Genomic DNA, 25,404 nt, shown 5'->3' with positions numbered 1-25,404 from the left:
TCCAAGACCTGGCCGCTCCCGGCAAGTGCCCGCCTCAGATGTTGCGGGCGCTCATCTCCTGCGCGATGTATTCCGCCTGTCGAATGGCCAGCGCCACGATGGTCAGGGTCGGGTTACACGCCGCAGACGAGGTGAATTGACTGCCGTCTGACACAAACAGGTTGGAAATGTCATGCGCCTGACCATAGGCATTGACCACGCCTTTATCGGGGTCCGCATGCATCCGGTTGGTCCCCATGTTGTGAGTGGCCGGATAGGCAGGCAGCTCGTAGACATCCGTCGCGCCCACGGCTTCGTAGATCTGAGCCGAGGTTTCGTACATGTGCTCAGTCATCTCGTAGTCGTTGTTATGCGGTGTCTTGGACACGATCGGAACCGGAAGCCCGTGCTGATCGACCTCGCTGTCATGCAAGGTGATGCCGTTGCGTTCCTGCGCCAGATCCTCGCCCAGAACCCAGACACCTGACATCCGGTCGTAGGCTTCCAGCGCTTGGGTGACACTGCGTCCCCACCCCGTATTCCCCGGCTCAAGGAACGCCGCCATAAACGGCAGGCCCAGAGACAGGAATTCCAGATAGTAGCCGCCGCTGAATCCGCGCGCAGCATCGTGATAGACCTCATCCCCCACGATCCCCGCGACCGAGGTGCCACGGAACATGTGCACTTTCTCCGGCAGCACCGCGTAAACACCCCCAGTGGTGTGGTTCATGTAGTTCTTGCCCACCTGACCCGAGCTGTTGGCCAGCCCATCGGGGAACATCGACGACGCCGAATTGAGCAAAAGCCGCGGGCTTTCGATCGAGTTGCCGGCGACGCAGACCACCCGCGCTTTTTGCAGGTGTAGGTTGCCGTCCGCATCGGCATAAAGAACGCCGCTGGCCTTCCCTTCCGCGTTATGCTCGATCTTCAGGACCATCGCATCGGTCCGGATTTCGCACAGGCCGGTGTCCTCGGCGCGCGGCAGTTCTGTGTACATGGTCGACCATTTCGCCCCAATCGCACAGCCCTGCATACAAAACCCGATCTGATGACAGGCTGGTCGCCCGTCCCGCTCGACCGAGTTGATGGCCATCGGCCCCGAATTGTAATCTGTGCGCCCGGTGCGGCGGCATCCCTCGGCCAGCACCCGAAAGCCGTTGTTCCAAGGCAAGTGTGGCATCCCCGTGGTCTTACCGGTCACGCCCATTTTGAGTTCGGCTTTCTCATACCAGGGGGTCATCTCCTCCAGTGAGACCGGCCAGTCCTCGACATTGGCGCCGTCGATGGCGCCGTAATGCGTACGTGTCTTGAACTCGTACTCCTTGAACCGCAGCGCGACGCCCGCCCAGTGGACGGTCGAACCGCCAAAGCCCTTCACGATCCAGGCCGGGAGGTTGGGGTGGTTTACAGCCCCATGCCAGCCACCGCCCGAATAGCGTTTGTCCAGCCAAGAGATTTTGTTGAACATCGCCCATTCGTCGTTTTCGATGTCGCCCATGTCGAAACGTTTCCCCGCTTCAAGGACAACCGACTTGATACCCTTCTGGGCCAGCTCGTTGGCCAGGGTGCCGCCCCCCGCGCCCGAGCCGATGATGACGACGACAGAATCGTCGTTAAGATCAAATTGTGCCATGATACCTCTCCCTTAGTCCTGAACCTGCGCAAGGCGCTCGTCCAAGGTCGGCCCCTCGGGCACGAACGTGATGTCCGAAAATCCGCGGTCGATATAGCCGCCGTATTCCACCGAGGAGCCCTCGTATCCAAACAGGGGCCAGACCTCTTTGTTGTCGTAGATGCCGAAATAGGCCGTCCACCGCACAGACTGGAAAAAGCCCTCGTTTTGGAAATGACGCAGCAGGCCCTCGCGGGCGTCAGGATCATCGATGTCGGTGTAGCCGGTCCCGAAAAGCGCTTGCGACTGCGCCTCGATTTTGGCCAACCCGTCGGTCAACCCCTTGGCGTTCTCCGCGTCCATTTCCGCGCTTTTCAGAACGGTTGCGGCAATCGCTTCGTAATGCGACAGCTGCAAGACATCGGGATGCGGGTAGATGTCCTGAATCATACGCAAAAGACGGGCTTTTTGGGCGTCGTCCAACACGCCGGACGCGGCAAAAGACGCGTTGCCCAGCATGGAACTGGTGGTGATCCCGGCCATCGTTGTTGTCATCAGAAACATCCGCCGGCTCATACCGGCTTGGGTCTCTTTTTCCGGCCGCAGCCGGTGGAATTGAATGGTCATGTTGTCCTCCCTTTTTGTTGCGGCAGCTTTCCACCACACAACCGAACGGACCGACAGCCCGGTGATGATACCGCCTTTCAAGTTGGTCGCAGGCGCGCCTACTCCATCTCCTCGAAAGCGGCTTCCACACCGGCCTTGGCACAGGCCTCGTCGTTGTCGGCGCTATCACCACTGACGCCGATGCCACCGATGTGAAACTCACCTGCCCTGATCGGCAGACCACCGGCAAAGGCAATGACACCGTCTACCTCGTCCAGCCCCTCTACGCCGGGGGCCGCGCCATCGACCCCATAGGCAAGCTCCCCGACAAAGCGGGTCGAGAACGGAAAATTTGCAGACGTTTTGGCCTTGCCGATTGCGATATCCCCACTCCCGAGAAAGGCATCGTCCATACGGTGAAAGACGATGAGATTGGCGCCACGGTCAACGATCGCGATGTTCATCCGCCATCCTTCCGCCTCTGCGAACTCTTGACAGCCGCCTGCGATTTTCAGGGCCGTGTCCATGTCGAGCACGGGGACTGTCTCCAGCGCTACTGCGCTATTGGCAGAAATCAGCGTCGCCCCCAAGATTGCCGCGATGTTTAATTTGATACTCATTCCGGTCCTCCCCTTTGTTGATTTGCGGCACTCAGGCCGCTTTGACTTCCCGTGAAATCAGACTGGACAGGCGGTCTTCCGCCGCCCGTGCCAGTGCGCCGGAGAAACTTTCAGGATTGGTTCCCTCGCCCATCAGATCGGTGAGCGCGACGTGAGCCTCACAACACAGTTTTGCGCTGCCGGGAAAGGCGGCGCGGTGTAGCTGGTCCATCACCGACCAATGCGCCGCGTCAGGCCGGGTTACGAGTATGGCGGCATGCGCCAGAACAATCGGGCCGGAGCCGGAGCTCCGCCAGCGCTGCGCCGTTCCAGCGAGCTTCCTGCCCTCCACAAGCACGTTCCAAGTGCCGTCACAAAACGAACGTGCGCATTCACCCGTCGTTGACCGAATGTCGAACCGCGTCAGGGCCTCTGCCAGAGAATTGCAAATGAGCCGATACCCGTCTTCGAGTTGGAAACCCGGCGGTGCCGGAAGTACCAACGCCAGATTCAACGTCCCCGGCCCCTGAGGGACAATGCCGCCCCCACTGCGCCGGGTCACGACCGGAAAGCCCGCCCGCTCGGCCTGCGCGGCGGCCTCCTGAACATGCGGGCTCCGCATCAAAGCGGCGGGCAGGACAAGCGTGGGCGTCGCGCTGGACCACAGCAAGGCCGCGGGTTGCTCTAGCTGCAACAGCGCCATTTCACGGGCGATACCGTCGCACGCGGTATTGAAGCCCGCGACGATCACGGCGCAAAGCTCTCGATCGTCTGACAGAGGTCTGTCAGAAAATCGGCTGCAGGCGCGCCATCAATCGCGCGGTGATCAAAGGTCAGGGACAGCCCGGTCAAAGACCGCCACGCGATCCCGTCGCCGTCACGCACCGCGGTTTCCACCACGCGTCCGATCCCGAGAATTCCGATCTGTGGTGTGTTCAGGATCGGTGTGAACTGCTCCACGCGCGACAGACCAAGGTTGGAGACGGTAAACGTGCCGCCAGTCATTTCAGCAACCGTCAGCTTGTTGGTCTTTGCCCGCTCAGAAAGGTCGCGCCGCGCAGCGCGCAATTCGGGCAGGGTCATCTTATCCGCCCCAAAAATCGCAGGCGCGGCCAGCAGGTTTCCGGGCAGGGCAATCGCCACGCCCAGATCCACCGATGTCGACAAGGTGATCGAGCGATCCTTGAGCGTCCCGTTGATATCGGGGTGACGGCCCAAGGTCTGCACCACGGCCCCCATCAACAAGTCCTCGACGGACAGGGCAATGCCCTCCGCCTTGAACCGCGCCTTTGCAGCCAGCATCGCGCCCATGTCGGCGCGGGCGTGGTGGGTCAGTTGTGCCGCCCCTTGAAGGGACGACAGCATTTTGTCTGCGATCATCGCACGCGCCCCGCGCAACGGAACCACGCGGTCATCGGTGTCTGCCACGTCCATCATTCGATCGTCCCGATCACGTAACCCTTGGCGACAATGGCGTCCTGTTCCTTGGCAATCGACAGGGTACCGGATGCGGGAGCGCTGATTTCGTGCTGTACCTTCGCGGTCATGATCTCGGCGATCAGCGCGCCTTCCTTGACCTGCGCGCCGTCGTCGGCCAGCCAGGCGGTGATGACGCTTTCCTCGTCGCCTTCCCAGAGGTCAGAGGGGATGATGATTTCCGTAGCCATGTGACAAAGTCCTTCCTAGGCCACTCCGGTTCTATCCGGAGCGGCGCGTTATAGTCGTGGGTTTCAGTGCAAATCAGGCCAGGATCGGGGCCTGACACAGCGCGCGCGCGGTGGCGACGATTTTATCCGCGTTCGGAAGGCAATGCTGCTCCATCACGCGGGCAAAGGGGATCGGGACATCCGGATAGGCGATCCGACGCGGCGGGGCCTTGAGGTCGGCCAGATTGCTTTCGGTCACCGTGGCGATGATTTCGCCCGAGACGCCGAAGCTGTGGTAATCCTCGTCGACCACGATCAACCGCCCGGTCTTCGCGACGCTGGCACGGATCGTGTCGCGATCCAATGGCACCAGAGAGCGCAAATCGACAACCTCGGCGCTGATGCCCTGCTCTGCCAGAACCTTCGCCGCCTTCAGCCCGTGATGCACGCCCTGTGCGATGGACACGATGGTCACGTCGCGACCTTCGCGGGCGATCTTGGCCTTTCCAATCTCGACCTCATAGGCCTCTTCGGGCACATGCACGATGGCCCCTTTCTCGGTGCCGAGCCACCCCATGCCCTGCAGGCCCTTGTGATACATATAAATCACCGGGTTCGGATCGCGGATCGCTGCCGTCATCAGACCCTTGGCGTCATAGGCGTTCGACGGGCTGACGACCTTCATCCCCGGCAGGTGAGCAAAGCTGCCATAGAGGCATTGCGAATGCTGCCCCGCGTCAGAATAGCCGCCGCCGGTCGACGTCATCAGCACCATCGGCACGTTGAACTTGCCACCCGAAAAATAGGTGTTCTTGGCCATCAGGTTGTAGATTGCATCGAAACAGACGCCGAAGAAATCGACGAACATCAGCTCCACCACTGGCCGCATCCCGTCTTGGGCCGCGCCGACGGCGGCCCCGATAAAGCCGGTTTCCGAGATCGGTGTGTCGCGCACCCGTTCCTTGCCAAATTCCTCGGCCAGGCCGCGGGTGTTGCCGAAGACGCCGCCCAGATCGGCAATGTCTTCGCCCATCACAAAGACCCGCGGGTCGATGCGCATTTCCTGCGCGGTGGCCTCGGCCATGGCGCGCGCGATTGTCAGTTTGCGTTCATTTTCCATTTGTTTTTCCTCCCTTGCGCGCTCAGGCGAACACGGCTGTCAATGCATCTTCGGGCTTGGGGTCCGGGCTTTGGCGGGCAAAGGCGATGGCCTCATCCACCTCACCGCGAGCCTTGGCCTCAATCGCGTCCAGCTCGGCATCGGCAAAGCCGTGCTCCGCCACCAACAGCTGGCGCAGGTTGGGGATCGGATCCTTTGCAAACAGCGCGTCTTTCTCGCCCTCGGGGCGATAGCCCTCGGCATCGCCCATGAAGTGACCCGCGAGGCGATAGGTCTCGATCTCGATCAGGGTCGGGCCTTCGCCGTTGCGTGCGCGCTCGATGGCTTCGCCCGCGACCTCATAGATCTTCAGCGGATCGTTGCCGGGAATGTAGTGACCGGGAATGCCATAAGCGGCCGCACGGTCGGCATTACATTGGATTGCGGTCGAGGTTTCCTTGGCCACGGAAATGCCCCAGGCGTTGTCCTCGATCACAATGACCATGGGCAATTTCCAAACCGCAGCCAGGTTCAGCGTCTCGTGGAACGCACCCTGGTTCGCCGCGCCTTCGCCAATGAATGAGATCGCCACGCCGGGCTTGCCTTGCAACTTGCGGGACAAGGCCGCGCCCGCTGCCGGACCCATGCCCTGCGCGATAATCCCGGAGCAGGCAAAGTTCACATCGGCGTCGAAGATGTGCATATGACCGCCGCGCCCGCCTGAGAGACCCGTGGCCTTGCCGAAGATTTCTGCCGCCATCTTTTTCAGGTTAACGCCCTTGGCGATGGCCTGGTGGTGGGGGCGGTGCGTCGCCGTGACGACATCCTCGGGGTTCAAATGCGCGCAGACGCCCACGGCAACCGGCTCCTGCCCGTTCGACAGGTGCATCTCGCCGGGGATCGGCCCGTTCGCCATGTTAAAGACTGGCGTCTTGCCCTCCATGTAGATCGTTTCGATTTCCTCCTCGAAATGACGGCTGGCGACCATCTTTTCATACATCCAGGCCAATGTGTCTTTCGGTGGTGTCATGATTTCCTCCCATGATTTCCAGTCACGTTAGGAAAGGATCAGGATTCGAGCGAAGGGACTTCGCGCGCTCTGATGCAAGGATTAAGAAATTGTCTCATTTGACCTGACTTGAGACACCGGGCGATACATCCCGCACCCGCTTTGCCCGTCACAAAGGTATATGGGAGACCCCCAGGTGCGACGGCTTGTGAGAAGACTGTTGGACTATTGGAAAACTGGTAAAATACGCCGTGCCATTACCATCACGGGTTGAATACGTTGACCCACCTCGTCACGACCATGACGGCCATCGAAATTGCCAACAGCTATCCAACGAACAGATCAATCGAGTCTTCGATGTTCGACTGTCTTTTCGGCAAGGGCACGCGCTGCTGGTAGACCTCTTCGGTAGAGACAATTGCTGTGCCTGCCGTCAACGACACGAGGTGTAGGAACAAGACGTCCGGGTCCTCATCGGCTCGCCATCCCGCGTCTTGTGCCGCCCTAATCTCCGCCTTTTGCCTCGCGGCAAAACTTGCAAGCAGAGTTGTGAGATCGTCGGAGGCATGGCGCATCACATCCGGGTTTCTGAGTACATGATGCAACTCAGTGTTCGCGATCGCCCAATTGACATAGGCCAGCATGATGGCGCGCAGGCGCGCAGTCCCGGGAGTTTGAGCATCAGCTTTCTTCGTCGCAGCGATAAGACTGCACACACCTTCGAGCGCAATTGCGTTTAGCAATTCGGCCTTGGTCGAGAAGTGCCGCAGCGGTGCTGCGTGACTGACACCGAGGTCCCGTGCCAGACCACGTAGGCTCAATCCTTCCACCCCCTTTTCGCTGAGAATTTCGGTCGCGCGCTCCAGCAGAGCCTGACGCAGATTTCCGTGATGATAGGGTTGGGTCACTTTTCTTCGCTCGCAATGTTGTCATTGACTACATAAATGCCTATGTAGTCAATGACAACATTGCTTTAACGCTCCGCTTTGTCAAGAAGACGCAGCCGAAGAACTCCAGGAAAGGAAACGCAATGCCAGATGTTCTGATGTCTCTGCTCACCGGCCTGCTCGGACTTGGCACCGGGATCTTCGTGGTCCTCTCGCTGATCGAAAAACCGGTCTGGCGCTTGATGTGGGCGCCGCACTCGAACCGGGTGGATGATGTCGAAGCCCGCAAGGTGCACGCCATCCTTAAACGAGTGATCCACCTGCTGCCACCAACCATGATGACGACGATGGGCACCGCATCACTTCTAGTGATCGTGCTGCTGATACAAGCCGGATTCACTCTTGCTGTCATCTCCGTCGCAACCCTGTTCTTCGCACAGCTTGGTCTGATCGTGGCGCGCCTTTTCAAAGACATCCGCGGCGTGGATGACGTGACCTCGGACGGAGATGCGATCGCCGTGCGTGACGGGCTCGGCGCGCTGACACTGCTGCATCACAGGGGACTTTTGATGACGCTGAGCACTCTCATCGCCGTACTTACCCTTCAGATCCTCACGTAACTCCAGACACCGAGAAAAGAGCAATCAAATGGCCAACCCCAGCACCTATGGATACCGCCGCTTCCCGCCCGAGGAATACGACTTCGCCATCGACGAGGGCCTGCAGGCCGGTGAGACGTACAAGGACACGGAACTGCGCACACTCGACGGTGAGACCGTCCGCCTCTCCGACTACCTTAACGACAAACCACTCGTGCTTGAAACTGGCAGCATGACCTGCCCGATGTACGCGCAAAGCGTGCCACCGATGATGACGCTGATGGAGAAATATCCGCAGCTCGACCACTTACTGATGTATGTGTGTGAAGCGCATCCCGGTGAGCTGCAGCCACAGCACCGCACGGAAGCCGAAAAGGTCAAAGCAGCCAAGAAGACCAAGCGGCGCTACGGCGACGACCGGATGATCCTGGTCGATGACGTGAACGGATCGGCGCACCGCTTCTACGGGATAATGCCGAACTCGATCTTCGTGATCGCGCCGGACGGGAAAATCCTGTTCCGCAGCATCTGGAACAATGCCGACGAGATGGACGCGATCCTCAGCGCCATCGCACGGGGTGACGCTGTCCACTCGCGCGAACTCAAGGCCGTCCCGCCGTTCTCGTTCCGCGCCGTCCGGACGCTCCTCATGGGCGGGATCGTGGCGATCTGGGATTTTGTGCGCGGCCTCCATCGGCTCGTCGCAAACCACAAGAAGGTCGGCAACATGTGAGCGGCAGCCGCGCTGCCACAATTCCCCAACGCTCCACCAAACGCCATGAACGCGAAAGGAATGCTCCCGATGCTCTATTCCAAGGCCCTTATCGTACTACTCTCGACCCTTGTTCTGGCAGGATGTTGGGAAGAAGAGGTTGCGGCCCCTGAACCCGAGCCACGGATGGTCCGTACCATCGTCGCCGAACAGGCAGATGCGATCCTGACGCGTAGCTTCCCGGCCGTGTTGCAGCCGCCGGAGCTGACACCTCTCGCCTTCGACGTCGGCGGGCGGCTCGGCCCCATCGATCTGCGGATCGGTCAGGAAGTCGCCGAAGGTGACGTGCTCGCCACCGTCGAAGCGGAGGACGCGGCGCTGCGCTTGCAACAGGCGGAAGCAGCCTTGGCCGAAGCCGAAATCGCCACGGCGAATGCGCGGGAAGAGGCAAATCGCCAGCAAGCCCTGTTCGAACGCAATGTGGCCTCCGCTTCGGCGCGCGATCGGGCGCTGACTCAGGCGGATCAGGCTGACGCGCGTGTGACGCAGGCCGCGCGCAATCTCGATCTCGTGCGGGCCACCCTTGGCGACACCAGTTTGCGCGCGCCTTTCGATGGCATCATCGACGGGATCAGCGTTCAGGCCTTTGGCAGCGTGCAGCCGGGGCAGCAGATTCTGACGCTTTACGAAGATACCGGATTGCAGGCCACCATCCTCGTCTCCTTCGAGGTGGTGACGTCCCTCGAACTGGGACAGACCGTCTCGGTCGTTCCGACCGATGGCGATGCCACTCCCCTGCCCGCAACCCTGACCGAAATCGGTCGTCGCGCCGCTGCCGTCTCGTCTTTCCCTATTGTCGTAACGTTGGATGAGGCCCGCCCTGAACTGCGCTCCGGCATGGCTGTGGAAGTGGTGTTCGACCTGCCTATCCCTGAAGCGCGACAGGGCATCGAATTGCCCTTGTCCTCGCTCGCCCTGGGCCGGGATGTCGCGATGGACGAGGCACCGTTCGCGGCGCAGGTCTTCGTGGCTCATCCCGACGACGACGACCGGGCGCAGCTCGATTTGACGAATGTGACGCTTGGCGCTGTCTCAGAGGATCTCGTCTACGTCACCCAAGGTCTCGCCGTCGGCGACCGCGTCGTGACCGCAGGTGTGTCCTTCCTTGATCCTGGCCAGGTCGTGCGGATCTTGCCCGACACCGATCCCGAGAATGACGAGCTGACGCAATGACTTTTCTCACACGCTTTGGGATCGACAAATCCCGCCTCAGCATCCTTGTCATGATCCTCGCCGTCGCCATTGGACTGTCGGGCTATCTGAGTCTTCCGAAACGCGAAGACCCAGAGATCATCATCCGAACCGCCATCGTGACCGCGGCCAATCCCGGCCTGCGCCTTGCACAGCTCGAAGAACTCGTGGCCCTACCGCTGGAAGAAGCCGCCCGCGCGATACCCGGCGTGGAGGAGGTGCGTACCCAGCTTACTGGCGGAGTTGCCGTTCTTCAGGTCGATCTGGCCGACAGCGTTGCCGAAGAGAATCTCACAACGGTCTTCGACGAGATCCGCAACGACATGGAGGCGCTCGCGCCTTCGCTACCGGACGGCACGCGCGGTCCCGTTGTGAACACTGATTTCGGCGATGTCGCCGTCGCGACCGCGGCCGTGACCGGCGATGGTTTCTCGCTGCCCGAGATCGAAGAGGCCGCGACTGACCTGCGCGATCGGCTTTACGCGCTGGACGACGTCGCTGCGGTGTCGCTCTACGGTACTCAATCGCAGGTCGTCACGCTTGAGGTGGATCGCGGGCGCCTCGCCTCGCTCGGTGAGACGCTCAACCCTGTGCTGGCCGCCTTGCGCAGCCAGAATGTCCGCCTGCCTGCTGGTAGCGTGGTCACGGGCGAGACTCGGGTGCCGCTTGAGACCACCGGTGATTTTCGGTCGGTCGCGGATATCGAGGACCTGTTGGTTGACCTGCCGACGCAGTCGGGGGAGACACAGTTGATCCGCCTCGGCGACCTTGTCACTGTATCGCTCGGGACCGAGGAACCCTCCGCGCGGCCCGTATTTCAGGATGGTGCGCCTGCCGTGGTCGTCGCGGTCGAAATGGCTGAAGGCGTCGACATCACGGCGCTCGGCCCAGAACTGGAACGCGTGATCGCCGGTTTCGTGGCCGATCAGCCGATCGGGATAGAAGCGACGATCAGCACGTTTCAACCGGACGTCGTGGCGGCCTCGGTCAACGGCGCGCTGGTCAACATGGCGCAAACCATCGCGGTCGTGTTTCTGGTCATGCTGGTCTTTCTGGGACTCAAGACAGCGCTGGTCGTCGCAGCCATCGTGCCGCTTGCCATCAGCTTTTCCTTCGCACTCATGCCGAGTTTCGGCGTCGAGCTGCAGCAGGTCTCCATCGCCGCGATCATCATCAGCCTCGGCATCCTCGTCGACAATGGCGTCGTGATGATCGAGGACATGCAAGTGCGTATCTCGAAAGGCGAAGACCGGCGGGAGGCGGCTCTCGCAGCGAGCAGACAATTCGCCCTGCCACTCGGCATTGCATCGACCGTAACGGTTGCGGCCTTCCTGCCGCTCTTCCTGCTCGAAGGGACCGAAGGCCAATATGGCTACTCGCTTGGGACCGTGGTCATGCTGATGCTCGCAGGCAGCTACCTTTCCGCGCTCTACCTCCTTCCGCGTCTTGCGGTCTGGGCCATCCCGATTCCGAAGGCACAGGCGTCTCAAAGACGCGGTCCCTTCGACTATATGTCCGCCGGGTACGGCAAGATCGTCGGCTGGGTCGTGCGTGCTCCGCTGGTTGCAATCGCGCTGGTGATCGCGGTCATCGTTGCCGGCGCGAGCCAGATGGGCAATGTGCGCCAGCAGCTTTTCCCGCTGAGTGAGCGCGCCCAGATCCTCGCCTACATCGACCTGCCGCGTGGCAGCGATATTGCCGCGACCGAGGCGGCCGCCAACGATCTAACCGGGTGGCTGACGGGGGAGGACAACCCCGAAGTCACAGGCGTGACGGGCTATATTGGCGCTGGCGGACCGCGCTTCGTTCTGTCGCTCGATCCAGCGGATGTCGACCCGGCCTCGGCCTTCCTCATCATCAACACCACGGATTTCGAAAGCTCGGGGGCAGTCCTAAACCGGGCGCGGGCCTACGTCACCGACGCCATGCCCGACGCCAGCGTTCGACTGAAGCGTCTCGCGATGGGTGGGCGAGAACCTGCCGTGGATGTAGAAATCTCCGGCTCTGATGCGGACCGTTTGCTTGACGCCGCCTTGCAGGTGCGCGCCGCATTTGGGGAGGTGCCGGGCCTCATCCAGAACCGCGAGAACTGGGGCGGACGGCAATTGACCGGCACGATCCAGATCGCGCAGGACCGCGTGCGTGACTACGGTCTGACATCACAGGATGTGGCCGAGGCTCTAGATACCTTTTTCGACGGGCGCCAATTCAGCACGCTTCGGCAGGGCGATGATCTGATCCCCGTCGTCCTGCGGGGCGCGCCCGACGACCGCACAAATTTCGGGGCCATCGCGAATGCCGTGGTCGAGGCAGACGGCCAAATCCTTTCCCTCGACCAGTTCGCCGATGTCGTGCCCCGGCCAGAGATCGCCACGCTGCGCCGGGTCGACCAGCGCCGCACAATCACCGTTTCGGCCATTCCCGAGGCGATGTCGGCTTATGAGCTGCTTGCGACAGTCCAACCTGAGATTGACCGGATCGCCACCGAGCTTGGCCCCGCCTATAACATCCATATCGGCGGCGAGATCGAGGCGGCGGGTGACGTCCGCACGCTTCTGGGTGCTGGCCTGCCCACGGCAGCGATCGTCATGGTCTTGGCACTGATGATCCAGTTCAACAGCTTCCGTCGGGTGGGCATCACCTTGGCTGCAGTACCCTTGGTCATCGCGGGCGTCGGCCCGACTCTGATCGCCACCGGACAGCCGCTCAGCTTCTTCGGCATCCTCGGCCTACTCGCGCTTACCGGTATCATTGCCAACAACGTGATCGTCCTGATCGACCAGATCGACCTTGAGCGGGCAGACAAACCGATCCCTGACGCGATCGTCGCGGCGGCGCAAAAGAGGCTGAGACCCATCATGCTGACCTCGCTCACAACTGTCATCGGCCTTTGGCCCATGGCTATCGCAGGCGGCGCTCTTTGGGAGCCGATGGCGACTTTGATGATCGGCGGGCTCGGGCTCGCTGCCTTCCTCGCGCTCTTCTGGGTGCCGGCACTTTACCGGCTTCTTTTCCAATCAGAGCGCGCGACCGATCCGTCGCAGGAGCCTGCCCAACCTTCACCGGCGTAAAGCCTTCCACGCCCAAACAAATCGAAAGGAGATGATCATGCGAACCGCAGAAATAAACAAACGCTCCACCCCAAGGGCCACTCTGCTGGTTGCCCTCATCGGCGCGGCCTTCCTCATTCAAAAACCGGACGCGATCTCGGCCGAAACCATGCTCGCCAACGGATACTTCGTCGGCATGGGGACGAACAGCGCTTCGACGTTCATTTCCAAAAGAATGGTCGTCTGACGATCTCGGGCGAGTTCGGTCTATACGAAGGGTCCTGGCGTTTGATCGATGACGCGCTTTGCGTCGATTTCGAGGATGGACCGCGGGTTGCTCGGAATTGCGAAGAGATCACACCCGCCGGGGCGCATGCCTTTCGGGTGCCGTCCTGATGCTTGGGCTGACCTTCCTGCCATGAATTCCCGCGCTACGCAGACGCCTTACATCCTCAACAAGATCCCGGAACGACTCGAATGACCCAAGAACCGACCCCATTCAAAGATATTCCGGCCGAAAGCCGGTTCAGGCAGGGCGACGTGCTTGTCCTGTTCGGAGAGCTTTTTGGTCGCGGATATGCCAGCGGTCTTGTTCGTGCAGCACGGACTGCAGGAATGCAGGTGATCGGAACCACCGTCGGCCGTCGCGATGATGCAGGCAGGCTTCGACCGCTGTTGCCAGACGAACTGTCGACGGCAGAAGCGGTGCTTGGCGGGCCGGTCGTGAACATTCCGATCCTTGCCGGGTTCGACCGGGATGCGCCCGAAGGCGGGCCGACCCCAACCGATCTAGTCGAGGAAATGAGTGTAGAGTCCTGGCAAACCCATGCGCTTGACTTTGACTACATCGCCGAATGCCAGCGCATCGCCGACGAGCGTTTTGATGCGGCGCTCAAAGCTGTTTTTGCCCGCCTCGAAGTGATGATCCCCGACGGGCGAAATGTCGTGTTTGCGCATGCAATGGCTGGCGGAATCCCACGTGCAAAAGTCTTCATGGCGATTGCCAACCGGATCTACAAGGGACGCGGTTCGCGATATCTTTCATCGCAGTCACTGCTCGAAAGCGACCTTGGGCGGCTTGTTCTCAAGAACTTTGACGCTGTTACGGCAGACAGCTTCGGTGCAATCGTCCAACATGGTACGGCACTGCGGCAGAGGATCGAGGCGTCAGGCGCGCGTGCCAGCTACACGGCCTACGGTTATCATGGCACGCGGATCCTTATCGGCGGCCAATATCGCTGGCAGACCTATACCCACTACACGCAAGCCTTTGCCAAGATGCGGCTGGAACACCTTGCGCAAGAAGCCTGGGCAAACGGGATCGCCGCGACAGTATTCAATTGCCCAGAAATCCGGACGGATTCGTCGGATGTCTTCCAGGGCATTGAATTGTCGCTCTTGCCACTTCTCGATGGCCTCCAACACACAGGCAATACCACGGTCAGCGAAACGCTCTGGCGGTCCTGCGGGGCGCTATTGAAGGATGGCGTGTCTTTGTCAGACGTTGTCAGCATGGTGAATGACTACCATGCCGATCCCGTCATCGCGGGCTATCGTGACTTTGCGAACTGGCCGCTCCCGAATGCGCCGGAACAGGTTGAAAAGACCGTGGGCACAGCACAGCAGATCATTGCGATGCACCAGAGTCGCAATCGCCTGGTTGGCGATGAACTCAGTCAGCATGTGGTCAACGCAGTTGGACAGCTCATGCTGCGATCGGCTTCTCGACCGTCAATGCCTGTCGGCTGGATTGACCACGACCTCGTGGCGCAGGAGATCGTGTCTGCGCGTGAAAAGACCGTTGGATAGTGGCTGATTGTGTCTGGCGAATGCGCTGCTGATCAGCACCCTCGAACGCGCCTCCTAAGCCCAAAGTTGAGGCCCTCAACTTTCGCGCGCTTGCGCAACTTAACCACCGTTTTTGCGGAACGTGATCGCCTCGACCGCAATAGTTGCGGCCCTGCCCTTCGAAAAGCGGGCCGCAACGCTACCTACTGCCAGGTCCATTTGCGACATCAGCCAGCCGCCGAAAATGTCGCCGGCGGGATTTGCATCCGAAGGCATCGCGATGATTCGGATGACCGGGGCGCCAAGCTCGGCGGCGGTATCTGGTGTCATGGTGGTCTCCGGCTAGGTGTGATTGCCATCACGGGCATGGCGGTCGATCTCGATAATGAGACGTTGATTTTGTTTCGTGAGATTGCCCATGCAAAGATGGCGATGGCCGGATTTGAGGTGACGTTGGACGCAGGCGATGGATGAGGCGTATGGGGAATAGGCCCGGAGATATAGGTTGGCTCCGTTCAGGTTTAGGTCCTCTCCTGACCGTTGGCGATACTCCCACGGCGTGAACCCATCGAGGCACGAATGTGGGACAGGTCTACCTGTGCTCTGGCATAAGTTTCTATTTCAGAAATCAGCAGTTTTCGTCAGTCGTAACCTTCTTCGGTCCTGCGCTAGGCTCCATGTGGAAAAACATGAGAGAGGCGTATCAGATGGATTTCAAGCTCACTGAAGAACAACAAATGTTCCATGACATGGTCACCCGGTTCGCCAAAGCCGAGCTTGCGCCGAATGCCATCGAGCGCGCCACCTCTGAGGAGTACCCTTGGGACGTAGCCGAGACATTCGCCGAAATGGGCCTGCTGGGCATTCTTTTCGATGAGGCCGATGGCGGCGTCGGCGGCACGCTCGTCGATGCGGTCCTTGCCATTCAGGCCGTCGCCGAGAGCTGCCCGAAATCGGGCGACGTGATACAGGCCGCCAACTTCGGGCCAGTCCGCACCTTTGTGGAATACGCGACGCCTGAACAAAAAGCGCGTTACCTCGGCGATATCCTCGCAGGCAAGGCATTGATTTCGCTTGGCATGACCGAGCCGGAGGCAGGCTCTGCCGTAACAGAACTCGTTACATCCGCAACGCCGGACGGCGACGACTATATCATCAACGGCACCAAGGTTTTCGGCACGCACAGCGCCGAGGCAAACCTGTTCTTGGTCTATGTGCGTTTTGGCCCGGGCACCGGCGGCATCGGCTCGGTCCTGATCGAGCGCGGCACGCCCGGCTTTGAGATCGGCAAGCCGTCTTCCTTCATGAATGGCGAGGACTGGTCGCAGCTCTATTTCGACAATGTGCGCATTCCCCGCGAAAACGTCCTGCTGGGTGAAGGCGGGTTCAAGAAACAGATTGCTGGTTTCAATATCGAGCGTCTGGGCAATGCCGCCCGCGCCGTGGCCGTGGGGCGGCACGCCTTCAATCTGGCACGCGATCACGCGATGACCCGGAGGCAATTTGGGCGCGCCCTGTGCGAGTTCCAGGGCCTTCAGTGGAAATTCGCCGAAATGGAGCTAAAGCTGGAAAGCGCGCAACTGTTGCTGATGCGCGCCGCGGTGAATGGCATGGACAGCCTGCCGTCCGCCCATGAAACCGCGCTGGCGAAACTTGCCTGTAACGAGGCGGGGTATTTTGCCGCCAACGAGGCCGTGCAGATCCTCGGAGGCCTCGGCTTTTCCAGCGAGAGCACCGCGCAATACTGCCTGCGCCGCACGCGCGGCTGGATGATTGCTGGCGGTTCCATCGAGATCATGAAAAACCGCATTGCCGAAGGCGTGTTCGGACGTCGATTTGATCAGCGCCCCCCGCGAACGATGGCCGTCGAGTAAGCCACCGCAGAAAGAAATCATCCCCGCCTTGAATCACGAACCCGGCATGGGCAATCGGTTTGGCGTAGATCAGTGGGCCGGTATCAGCCCGTGTGCAGACAGAATCTGCCGCCCGTGGGTTGACAGCAAGCGATCCAGCAACGGCGCTTTCGCCGCGGAGGCATCGCTACCCGCACATTGGACCAGCACCAGCCAAGTCTCGTTGCGGGCGACCTCGGCCAGATCGTCGATCACCTCTATCCCATCGGCCTCCAAAAGCTCGGCCTTTTGCTGAAACCCAAGGGCGACGAGACCATCGGCCACGGCGGTGCCGACGGGGCGGTCGGTCACGGTCAGCAGTTTCTCCGCAAGGGCGCTCCCCTGCCCGGACTGGGGCAAAAGGACGTCGCGAAAGAACGTGCCGCTTCCCGCTGCCGAAAGACCAATCGACGGGGCCGCAGAGAGCGCTCGCCACAGGCCCGCTTCCGTCGACAGATCTGGCCGTTCGGCACCAGACGGCACGCAAAAGGCAACGGTCGAGGCAAAGATTTGAACGGGCGTACCAATGAGGCGTCCAGCTCCGATTTCCGCGTACGCCAGGGCGACGGGCAGAATAACGAAATCACACGCCTCCCCCGCCTGCAACCGGCTGGTGATGCTTTGGGGCGAGGGCCCCGTGGCGGGCCCATAGTCGTATGACACCAGCCCCGGGTCCGTCTCTTTGGCCAGCACATCCAGCGCCGAGGCAAAAGCAGTCGGCGCCAGAATGCGCACTGTCGGTTGGTTCACAGCATGTCCTCGAGCAGCGCAACAACTGCGTCCGGGTCGTCAATCATCGGGTCGTGGCCGCAATTCTCCATCACGGTGGTTTTCCAGCTGTCATCCGCCTGACAGCGCTTCAGCGCGGCATCGAAGCGTGGTTGTGGGAACAAGGGCGCGCGCACGTACAGCTTTTTCGCAACGCGATCGCGCGCGCCGGTCAGTTCCAACGCCTGCAGTGAAACACCAATCGGCTGCTGCGTGATCTTGGAATCAACCCATGCCGCGTCTTCTTCGGACTGGATGCGCAGCGCTTTGGAGTTTGGCCCGGGACGCGAGACATCGCCACGCGCCTGTGCCTCGTCAAAGGCAGCGGCTTGCTGTTCGTTGAGGAAATCCATCCCACGCTGTCCATTGTCCGGCAGGAAGGCGTCAAGGTAAACGATACCGGAGACCCGATCTTCGAGCTGTTCCATCGCACCTGTCACCACCCAACCCGCATAGGAATGACCGACCAGCACCGCGTCCGTCAGGTCTTCCCATTTGAAGACATTCACGACGTCGTCGATATGGGTCTGCAAAGTGATGTCACCACTCATCAGATGAGAGCGTTCGCCAAGACCCGTCAGTGTCGGAGTAAAGACCCGGTGACCCTTTGCGTGCAATTGATCCCTGACCTGTTTCCACATCCATCCGCCATGGCCGGCACCGTGGACCAGCACAAAGGCGCGGCTTTGCTCAACAGTTCCCATATCGTTTCTCCCAAATCTGTCTTGTGGCCCGACCATCGGTTATTCGTGGTCAGAAATGTAAGGAGTTTTGATGCATTCAATTTGCAACATTCACACACCAAAATTCTGCACCCATTATGAAACGATCATTCAATTCAAGGAATAATTTTCCACCTAAGCTTACCAAAGCATCCGTTTGGTTAGTTCTAACCATAGGTGCACTTCACGATCATTGTGATAAATTGAAGCCTTATTGATGCATACAATAACAATTTTTATGCACCATAAACAGGGAGACTGAAATGACCAAAATGTCCTTGCTGCGGAGTGTCGCCTTCGCCGTCGGCGCCATGATCACCGTCACTGCCGCCAGCGCCGAAGACGCTGCTGCCTGGCCCACCAAAACCATCGAGATCGTTATTCCGAATGGCCCTGGCGGTCCGACCGACATTCTGGCCCGCAATCTGGCCCGGGCGGCCGAACCCATCTTTGGCCAGGAAGTTGTCGTGATCAACAAGCCGGGCGGCGGCGGTGCCACGCAAATGACCATCGTCAAAGCGGCCGAACCGGATGGTTACACGCTGGGGATCAACACTCTGACACAGTTCACCGCCATGAAAACCAGCCTCGAAGGGATATTTACGATCGAGGATTTCGATTGGATCGCAATGCTGCAACAGGACAGCTATATGCTGTTCGTGTCGGAAGACAGCCCCTACAAGACCTTCGGTGATTTCGTCGACGCGGTGAAAGCCTCGGGCGAGGTGCCCAATGTCGGTGGCTTCGGTTCTATCGGGTCGGTGTCCAATGTGGCTTCCGAGCTTGCCACGAACTCCGCCGGAATCGACATCAACTGGGTTGGCTACAACAAGACATCCGAGACCATCGCAAACGTGCTCGGCGGCCATGTCGAGGTCGGATCAGCGAACGCCGGATCGCTGCGCGAGTTCGTGGAATCCGGTCGCGTGCGGGTCATCGGCGTGCTGGCCGACGCGCGCAACCCTGCCCTTCCGAATGCTCCAACCTATGCCGAACAAGGCTTTGATGCGAATACCAATTGGCAGCAGATCCGCGGTTTGGTTGCGCCTGTCGGCGTGCCGGACGCAATCAAGGTAAAGCTCGCCGCGGGTCTGCGCGAAGCGGTCAACTCCCCGGAATTCAAAGATTATGAGAAAATCTCCGGTGTGGTCCCGCGCTTCTTGGGTCCGGACGAATACGAAGCCTTCGCCAAAACGCTTGATAGCCTCGCAGTCGAAGGTCTCAGAGCAGCCGGGGTCAAATAGGCCTAACTTGATCGGCATCCGGCACGAGGGGGCGCTCGCGCCGGTCTTCTGCCCCCCGGCGGCGCCTCCCGCGTCGGGGGCATTTCTATTTGAACGGCCATAACCTTTGGTCAGGTTATGAACGGGCCCGGGCTTGATAGAGTGCTGACAAACGCCTCGCATGTGGCAATCAGCAGTTAGGATTATCCGATGGCAACGCTCGTCACCATACCCGGCATCATGTCGGACGCACGCACTTGGGCGCCAATCGCGCAAGACTTGAAAATTCAAGTGGATGGGGTTCACGTCGCAGATACCACGAAGGACGCCACTTTGGAGGATATGGCCTCCCGCGCTCTGAGCGACACCACGGGCGATCTGATCGTCATCGCGCACTCCATGGGGGGGCGCGTCGCAATGGAAATGGGCCGTCAGGCGCCTGAGCGGATCAAGGCCATGATCCTGTCGAGCACCAGTGCCGGAGGTCCCGGCGCGAACGAACAAGAGCATCGGCAGACGCGCATCGACGAGGCCAATGCCGACATGAGCGGCTATGCCAAAAACTGGGCGCCAAAAGTCCTGTCCAAGGAGAATGCCCAGAACGACGCCTTGGTCGCACAGGTTCGGCAGATGGTCGAAGATTGCGGCGCAGCGGTCCATGAACGCCAGAACCTCGCGCTGCTGCATCGCCCTGATGCGACAACCTATATCGGCGATTTTCCCTTTCCCGTGCTGCTGATCACCGGCGATCAGGACCACCTGTCGACCAAAGAGGTCCACGACGCGGTCGCTGCAAAAATCCCCGACGCCACGTCGATCGTTCTGGCCGGCGCCGGGCACCTATTGCCGTTCGAACAGCCCAAGGCAGTGACGGAAACGGTGCGGAACTGGCTGCAAGAAAAGTCGGTGATTTGAACACGGCTCCATCACTGACCCTTGCCTACGAGGCGGCGCCCGACACCGGGTTGCCGCCTTTGCTTTTGGTGCACGGGCTGCTTGTTGGCCGTGACATTTGGGCGCCGAACTCCGGCCTGTCACGGCAGTTCCGCCTGGTTCGTGTCGATCTGCCCGGCCATGGCCAAAGCCCGATACCGCAGGCTCCGGAGCAGGCGCAGCCGGGCGCCATCGTTGCGGCGCTCGAGAGGCTGCGCAAGTCCCTGGGGATCGCGCAATGGCACCTGTGTGGTCAGAGTTTTGGCGCGGGCATCGTGCTGCGTTGCGCACTGGACCACCCAGATGCCTGCAAGGGCCTGATCTTTACAAATGCAAACGCGGCCCTGCGCGGACCTGAATCCGAGGCGCAGCTGGAGGTGCGGCGCGGCCTGATCGCCGAGCTGCGTGCGGGCGGCCAAAGCGCCCTGCGCAAGCTACCCTATCATCCCGCCCATGCGCGGCGCTTTCCACCCGGCCTGCGCCAACGGCTGTCCGACCATGCGGACAACATCAGCCCAGAAGGCCTGGCGCTCCTCATGCAAGAGGCCCTGCCCCGACTGTCGGTGCGTGATCGGCTGGATGCGTTATCGGTGCCGACCCTGCTGATCAATGGCCTGTATGAGAAGAAGTTCCAACCGTCGCGGGACTGGCTGGCCGAGACACATCCAAAGATCGCAATCACCGACCTTCCCGGTGGCCATTCGGTCAATGTGGACTGCGCTGAGGCGTTTGACACGACGGTCAAGGCGTTTCTACGCAAGCATATGTGAGCAACCGGCACCATGTTCGGGTGCCGGTCGCGATTTCAATCGGTCACACCCGCAATTCCTCAGCCTTGTCAAAGATCGACGCGCGCGCCGGATCAAATCCGACCCGGATCAGATCGCCATCCGCCACCGGCATCTGTCCATCGACACGGAAGCGCAAAGATGTGCCCGCAAGCGAAGACCAGACAAGCGTTTCGGCCCCCATCGGCTCGACGAGTTCGGCGCGCACCTCGAATTGGGTCGGCGCGGCATCTGCGGCCTCGCCTGTCACGATATGCTCGGGGCGAATGCCGAACCACACATCACCGCTGAAGCCGGGACGGGTGAATTCGTATCCCGACAAGGACACATCCTTGCCAGCGATCACCACCTTGGGCGACTGCGGGTTTGCCAACCGGGTGTCAAAGAAGTTCATCGACGGCGAGCCGATGAAATCGGCGACATATTTATTAGCCGGCTTGTTGTAGATCACGCTCGGGGTATCAAGCTGCATGACAACGCCGCCCTTCATGATCGCGATCCGATCGGCCAGAGTCATTGCCTCAACCTGGTCGTGCGTCACGTAGATCATTGTGTTTTCCAGAGTTTGGTGCAGACGCTTGATCTCCACCCGCAGATCGGCACGCAGCTTGGCATCGAGGTTCGACAAGGGCTCGTCGAAGAGGAACACATCGACATCGCGCACCAGCGCCCGGCCAATGGCAACCCGCTGACGCTGACCACCGGACAGCGCGGCGGGCTGGCGCTTGAGCAAGGGTTCGATCTGGAGCACCTCGGCGGCACGGGCCACCCGACGCGCGATCTCATCCTTGGGCATTTTCGCGTTCTTCAGACCGAAGGTCAGGTTCCCCTCGACCGTCATCTGCGGATAAAGCGCGTAGGACTGAAACACCATACCGATGCCGCGATCTGAGGGTTCCGCCCAGGTCACGTTCTGGCCCTTGATGTGAATCGACCCCTCGGTCGGTTCCAGCAATCCGGCGATGCAATTGAGCAGAGTGGATTTGCCACATCCCGAACTGCCCAGCAGCACGAGGAATTCGCCCTGACCGATATCGAGATTAAGATCGCGCAGGACCGACACGGAGCCGAAATCGAGCTTGAGGTTCTGGATAGAAACGCTTGGCTGCATGACGTTATCCTTTCACGGCGCCGGCTGCGATGCCGCGCACAAAAAGCTTGCCTGAGAGAAAGTAGATGGTGAGCGGGACCACGCCAGAGAGCAGCGTCGCCGCCATGTTGACGTTGTATTCCTTCACACCGGTGACCGAGTTGACGATATTGTTGAGCTGAACCGTCATCGGGTAATTGTCGGGCCGCGTGAAGATGACGCCGAACAGGAAGTCGTTCCAGATCGCCGTGGTTTGCAAAATCACCGCCACGACGAAGATCGGCACCGCCATCGGCAGCATGATCTTAAGGTAGATCGTCCAGAACCGGGCGCCATCGACACGGGCGGCCTTGAACAACTCTTCGGGCACAGATGAGAAGTAGTTGCGGAACAGCAGTGTCAGGATCGGCATGCCGAAAATCGTATGCACCAGCACCAGCCCGCCCAGATCTCCATACAGCCCGATTTCGCGCAACAGGATCACGATCGGATAGATCATCACCTGATAGGGAATGAAGGCGCCGATGATCAGGATGGTGAAAAATACGTTGGCACCTTTGAACCGCCACATCGACAGGGCGTAACCGTTGACCGAGGCCACCGCGATCGAGAAGAAGACGGAGGGCACGGTGATCTTGATCGAGTTCCAGAAGCCGCGCGACAGGCCATCACAGTTCAGGCCGGTACAGACCGTCGACCACGCCTTGACCCAAGGCTCGAAGGTGATTTCCATCGGTGGGGCAAAGATGCTGCCCATCCGGATCTCCGGCAGCCCTTTCAGCGACGTCATGAGCATCACATAGAACGGCAAGAGATAATAGACCGCCAGAACCACCAGAATGCCGTAGATCACGATGTTATTGCGGGAAAAGGCCCGACGGGGTTTGGGGCCGGATGCATGCGCCGGACTTGGGCGCTGCATGTTTGCGGTGACATCAGCCATGTTTCTTGCCTCCGAATTCAAGGTAAGCCCAAGGAATGATGACAACGATCACGGCCACCAGCATCATGCTGGACGCGGCAAAGCCCTGGGCAAGGTTTTGCGAAACGAACATCATGTCGAACACGAACTTCGCCGGGACCTCGGACGCGAGGCCAGGACCGCCACCGGTTTGCGCGATGACCAGATCGTAAAGCTTGATAATGGCAGAGGTGATCAGCACAAGTGTGGTGATGAAGACCGGACGCATCATCGGGATCACCACCAGCAGGTAGGTTTTCCATGCTGGAATGCCGTCGATCTTGGTGGCCTTCCACACGTCTTCGTCAATGCCGCGCAGACCCGCCAGCATCAGGCACATCACAAGGCCACTGGTGTGCCACAGACCTGCGATCAGTACCCCGTAAAGCACCGTGTTCGTGTTATAGAGTGGATCGAAGGTGAAGGTCTCAAACCCGAGGCTGCGCACGGCGTGCTGTATCCCGAACTCGGGGTTCAACAGCCACTGCCAGACAAGGCCCGTAACGATAAAGCTGAGCGCATAAGGGTAGAGGAAGATGGTGCGAAACCCATCCTCGAAGCGGATTTTCTGATCAATCAGAGCGGCCAGAAGAAAGCCGAGCACCAGAGCGAGGATCAGCATCAAGATGCCGTAAATCGCGAGATTCTCGATTGAGATGAGCCACCGGCGGGTGCCCCAAAGACGTTCATATTGATCAAGCCCAACCCATTTGGTGCTGGGCAGAAGGCGGGAGTTGGTAAAGGAATAGACGATTGTCCAGACAGAGCACCCAACAAAGACCACAAGCGCGGTCAGCACCATGGGAACGGCGGCGATTTTAGCACTCAGGTTCTTGAACAGCCCTGTCGGTTTGCCGCTTTGCGACATTGGGAATCCTCCGGTTTTAAAGGGTGTGGCAAAGGCGGCGCGGATCGGCGTCAGAAGATCCGCGCCGCGGTCTGTCAGTCAGCCGTTGCGATGATTTCGGCAAACTCGGCCTGCGCGGTCTCGGGGCTAAAACTGGGGTCGGCAAAGAATTCAATCATCAGATCGGTCACCCGGCCCACGGTATCCGGCGATACCATAGTGTTGATACTCTCCACAATGTGGCCTTCTTTGAGGATCGCCATGCCCTTTTCCATGCAAGGGGTCGGATCCCGCAACTCCACGTCACGGCGCACCGGCAGCGCGCCTTTCGCCTTGGTAAATTCCACCTGAGTTTCCGGGGAAACGATCACACCAGCCAGTACATCCTGCGCGGCAATGATCTCCGGGTCATCGACTTTCGGGAAATAGAAGGCATCGCCTGCGGCGGTGATGTATTCATTCACGCCCAGACCCGGCAGACAGGAAAAGTCTTCGCCCGCTGTCATCCCGGCCTGTGTGAATTCCCCTTGAACCCAATCGCCCATGATCTGACCTGCGGCACGACCGCTGATCATCAGGTTGGCGGCTTCGTTCCAGGCCTGAACATTCGAGCCTTCCATGAGGTCGCGTGCCTCCGCGGCGGCCTTAAACACTTTGGCCACGTCAGATCCAGCGGCGTAGTCAGCGTCGCGCCCGGCATAGACCCGTTCAAAAAGCTCGGGACCACCGATGGAGACCATCAGCACGTTGAACATCAACTGTTTCTGCCAGGATTGCTGCCCCTGCGCCAAGGGGATGATGTCCATCTCGCGCAGCTTCGGCGCAGCAGCGACGAATTCGTCCCAGTTCTGCGGCACGGAGAGGCCATTGTCGGTAAACACGGCGTTGTTCAGCCACAGCCACTGTTGCGAGTGGATGTTCGAGGGCACGCAATAGAGTTTGCCTTCGAAGGTGCAGCTATCGAGCAGCGATTGCGGGAAGATCTGATCTTTCCAGCCCTGCGCCTCGGCAACCTCTGTCACGTCACGCATAAAGCCCGCTTCGATCAGCTCGCGCATCGCCTGGCCGTGGGTGAACTGCGTGGCCCCCATCGGATCGCCGCCGGTGATCCGGCTGGTGATCAGCGGACGGGCAACCCCGCCCGCACCGGCGATAGCGCCGTCAACCCAAGTGTTGCCACTCTTCTGGAAGCCTTCGGAGATGACGCGGATCGCTGCAGCCTCAGCCCCGGAGGTCCACCAATGGGTCACCTCCAGATCAGTGGCCAAGACTGGTTGGGCCGCCGCAGCCGTCAACATCCCCAGTGCGAATGTCTTGAATTTTGTCATAGTTCTCTCCCATGT

The 25,404-nt window shown here is 60.2% G+C and carries 27 protein-coding genes; 11 read left to right on the top strand and 16 right to left on the bottom strand.

The window, feature by feature from the left end; all coding sequences use genetic code 11:
- Nucleotides 1–34: 34 nt before the first annotated feature.
- The 9 genes from B30_RS18365 to B30_RS21560 all read right to left on the bottom strand — a co-directional run bounded on the left by B30_RS18365 (nt 35) and on the right by B30_RS21560 (nt 7,458).
- Nucleotides 35–1,612 carry a GMC family oxidoreductase gene (locus B30_RS18365; RefSeq protein WP_009573688.1) on the bottom strand — a complete coding sequence of 526 codons (1,578 nt, stop codon included), beginning with the start codon at nt 1,610–1,612 and terminating at the stop codon, nt 35–37.
- Nucleotides 1,613–1,624: 12 nt separating this feature from the next.
- Nucleotides 1,625–2,218 carry a hypothetical protein gene (locus tag B30_RS21570; protein ID WP_009573687.1) on the bottom strand — a complete coding sequence of 198 codons (594 nt, stop codon included), beginning with the start codon at nt 2,216–2,218 and terminating at the stop codon, nt 1,625–1,627.
- Between the two features lie 98 nt (nt 2,219–2,316).
- Nucleotides 2,317–2,817, bottom strand: coding sequence for a GlcG/HbpS family heme-binding protein (locus tag B30_RS18355; protein WP_009573686.1), 501 nt, complete (start codon nt 2,815–2,817; stop codon nt 2,317–2,319).
- A 31-nt stretch (nt 2,818–2,848) separates the two neighbouring features.
- Nucleotides 2,849–3,547 (bottom strand): lipoyl protein ligase domain-containing protein, encoded by a 699-nt coding sequence (locus tag B30_RS21565; RefSeq protein ID WP_009573685.1) that lies wholly within the window; start codon nt 3,545–3,547, stop codon nt 2,849–2,851.
- The gene (locus B30_RS18345) at nt 3,544–4,233 is read right to left on the bottom strand and encodes a 2-oxo acid dehydrogenase subunit E2 (RefSeq protein ID WP_193217658.1); all 690 of its coding nucleotides are present in this window, start codon (nt 4,231–4,233) and stop codon (nt 3,544–3,546) included. Before B30_RS18345 ends, B30_RS21565 begins: the two co-directional genes overlap by 4 nt.
- Nucleotides 4,230–4,463: a biotin/lipoyl-containing protein gene (locus B30_RS18340; RefSeq protein ID WP_009573683.1), complete on the bottom strand. Its 234-nt coding sequence runs from the start codon at nt 4,461–4,463 to the stop codon at nt 4,230–4,232. Before B30_RS18340 ends, B30_RS18345 begins: the two co-directional genes overlap by 4 nt.
- Before the next feature lie 73 nt (nt 4,464–4,536).
- A complete protein-coding gene (locus tag B30_RS18335) occupies nt 4,537–5,562 on the bottom strand; it encodes an alpha-ketoacid dehydrogenase subunit beta (protein WP_009573682.1) in 1,026 nt (341 codons plus the stop codon).
- 22 nt (nt 5,563–5,584) lie between these two features.
- Entirely contained in the window at nt 5,585–6,571 is a 987-nt protein-coding gene (locus tag B30_RS18330) for a thiamine pyrophosphate-dependent dehydrogenase E1 component subunit alpha (RefSeq protein WP_009573681.1), read from the bottom strand.
- A 305-nt stretch (nt 6,572–6,876) separates the two neighbouring features.
- Nucleotides 6,877–7,458 carry a TetR/AcrR family transcriptional regulator gene (locus B30_RS21560; RefSeq protein WP_009573680.1) on the bottom strand — a complete coding sequence of 194 codons (582 nt, stop codon included), beginning with the start codon at nt 7,456–7,458 and terminating at the stop codon, nt 6,877–6,879.
- 122 nt (nt 7,459–7,580) lie between these two features.
- On the opposite strand from B30_RS21560, the gene B30_RS18320 reads away from it, so the two are divergent.
- From B30_RS18320 to B30_RS18295, 6 genes are all read left to right on the top strand, one after another.
- Entirely contained in the window at nt 7,581–8,057 is a 477-nt protein-coding gene (locus tag B30_RS18320; protein ID WP_009573679.1) for a hypothetical protein, read from the top strand.
- A 28-nt stretch (nt 8,058–8,085) separates the two neighbouring features.
- Nucleotides 8,086–8,769, top strand: a complete 684-nt coding sequence (locus B30_RS18315) for a deiodinase-like protein (RefSeq protein WP_009573678.1) — start codon at nt 8,086–8,088, stop codon at nt 8,767–8,769.
- A 69-nt stretch (nt 8,770–8,838) separates the two neighbouring features.
- Nucleotides 8,839–9,981, top strand: coding sequence for an efflux RND transporter periplasmic adaptor subunit (locus B30_RS18310; protein WP_009573676.1), 1,143 nt, complete (start codon nt 8,839–8,841; stop codon nt 9,979–9,981).
- A complete protein-coding gene (locus tag B30_RS18305; RefSeq protein ID WP_009573675.1) occupies nt 9,978–13,070 on the top strand; it encodes an efflux RND transporter permease subunit in 3,093 nt (1,030 codons plus the stop codon). Before B30_RS18310 ends, B30_RS18305 begins: the two co-directional genes overlap by 4 nt.
- 37 nt (nt 13,071–13,107) lie before the next feature.
- A complete protein-coding gene (locus B30_RS18300) occupies nt 13,108–13,296 on the top strand; it encodes a hypothetical protein (RefSeq protein WP_009573674.1) in 189 nt (62 codons plus the stop codon).
- Between the two features lie 230 nt (nt 13,297–13,526).
- The gene (locus tag B30_RS18295; protein ID WP_009573673.1) at nt 13,527–14,858 is read left to right on the top strand and encodes an enoyl ACP reductase FabMG family protein; all 1,332 of its coding nucleotides are present in this window, start codon (nt 13,527–13,529) and stop codon (nt 14,856–14,858) included.
- A gap of 99 nt (nt 14,859–14,957) precedes the next feature.
- Here B30_RS18295 and B30_RS18290 read toward each other — a convergent pair whose 3' ends face one another.
- On the bottom strand, nt 14,958–15,167 hold the full coding sequence (locus B30_RS18290; RefSeq protein WP_009573672.1) for an acyl-CoA thioesterase: 210 nt from the start codon (nt 15,165–15,167) through the stop codon (nt 14,958–14,960).
- Nucleotides 15,168–15,185: 18 nt separating this feature from the next.
- Between B30_RS18290 and B30_RS22680 the strand changes: the two genes are divergently transcribed.
- Nucleotides 15,186–15,311, top strand: a complete 126-nt coding sequence (locus tag B30_RS22680) for a hypothetical protein (protein ID WP_269771052.1) — start codon at nt 15,186–15,188, stop codon at nt 15,309–15,311.
- Between the two features lie 233 nt (nt 15,312–15,544).
- On the top strand, nt 15,545–16,711 hold the full coding sequence (locus B30_RS18285) for an acyl-CoA dehydrogenase family protein (protein ID WP_009573671.1): 1,167 nt from the start codon (nt 15,545–15,547) through the stop codon (nt 16,709–16,711).
- A gap of 69 nt (nt 16,712–16,780) precedes the next feature.
- Here the strand turns inward: B30_RS18285 and B30_RS18280 are convergent, their stop codons facing one another.
- Together B30_RS18280 and B30_RS18275 are read right to left on the bottom strand one after the other, a co-directional pair.
- Nucleotides 16,781–17,479: a substrate-binding domain-containing protein gene (locus B30_RS18280; protein ID WP_009573670.1), complete on the bottom strand. Its 699-nt coding sequence runs from the start codon at nt 17,477–17,479 to the stop codon at nt 16,781–16,783.
- Nucleotides 17,476–18,201, bottom strand: a complete 726-nt coding sequence (locus tag B30_RS18275) for an alpha/beta fold hydrolase (protein WP_009573669.1) — start codon at nt 18,199–18,201, stop codon at nt 17,476–17,478. The genes B30_RS18280 and B30_RS18275 overlap by 4 nt, the downstream gene beginning before the upstream one ends.
- A 281-nt stretch (nt 18,202–18,482) precedes the next feature.
- Here B30_RS18275 and B30_RS18270 point away from each other — a divergent pair, with 281 nt between their 5' ends.
- The 3 genes from B30_RS18270 to B30_RS18260 all read left to right on the top strand — a co-directional run bounded on the left by B30_RS18270 (nt 18,483) and on the right by B30_RS18260 (nt 21,145).
- Complete coding sequence (locus B30_RS18270) at nt 18,483–19,463, top strand: tripartite tricarboxylate transporter substrate binding protein (protein WP_009573668.1); 981 nt, start codon at nt 18,483–18,485, stop codon at nt 19,461–19,463.
- Between the two features lie 189 nt (nt 19,464–19,652).
- Entirely contained in the window at nt 19,653–20,357 is a 705-nt protein-coding gene (locus tag B30_RS18265) for an alpha/beta fold hydrolase (protein WP_009573667.1), read from the top strand.
- Nucleotides 20,354–21,145 (top strand): alpha/beta fold hydrolase, encoded by a 792-nt coding sequence (locus tag B30_RS18260; RefSeq protein ID WP_009573666.1) that lies wholly within the window; start codon nt 20,354–20,356, stop codon nt 21,143–21,145. Before B30_RS18265 ends, B30_RS18260 begins: the two co-directional genes overlap by 4 nt.
- 43 nt (nt 21,146–21,188) lie before the next feature.
- Here the strand turns inward: B30_RS18260 and B30_RS18255 are convergent, their stop codons facing one another.
- The 4 genes from B30_RS18255 to B30_RS18240 form a co-directional block, all read right to left on the bottom strand.
- Nucleotides 21,189–22,274 carry an ABC transporter ATP-binding protein gene (locus tag B30_RS18255; RefSeq protein ID WP_009573665.1) on the bottom strand — a complete coding sequence of 362 codons (1,086 nt, stop codon included), beginning with the start codon at nt 22,272–22,274 and terminating at the stop codon, nt 21,189–21,191.
- 4 nt (nt 22,275–22,278) lie between these two features.
- Nucleotides 22,279–23,196, bottom strand: a complete 918-nt coding sequence (locus B30_RS18250; RefSeq protein ID WP_009573664.1) for a carbohydrate ABC transporter permease — start codon at nt 23,194–23,196, stop codon at nt 22,279–22,281.
- Nucleotides 23,189–24,082, bottom strand: coding sequence for a carbohydrate ABC transporter permease (locus B30_RS18245; protein ID WP_009573663.1), 894 nt, complete (start codon nt 24,080–24,082; stop codon nt 23,189–23,191). The genes B30_RS18250 and B30_RS18245 overlap by 8 nt, the downstream gene beginning before the upstream one ends.
- Nucleotides 24,083–24,156: 74 nt before the next feature.
- Nucleotides 24,157–25,389 carry an ABC transporter substrate-binding protein gene (locus B30_RS18240; RefSeq protein WP_009573662.1) on the bottom strand — a complete coding sequence of 411 codons (1,233 nt, stop codon included), beginning with the start codon at nt 25,387–25,389 and terminating at the stop codon, nt 24,157–24,159.
- Nucleotides 25,390–25,404 lie beyond the last annotated feature (15 nt).

This window comes from Celeribacter baekdonensis B30 (assembly GCF_000299875.1).
Lineage (GTDB): Bacteria > Pseudomonadota > Alphaproteobacteria > Rhodobacterales > Rhodobacteraceae > Celeribacter > Celeribacter baekdonensis_A.
The sequence above is the reverse complement of the archived record's forward strand: the minus strand, read 5'-3'. Positions and strand labels throughout refer to the sequence as shown.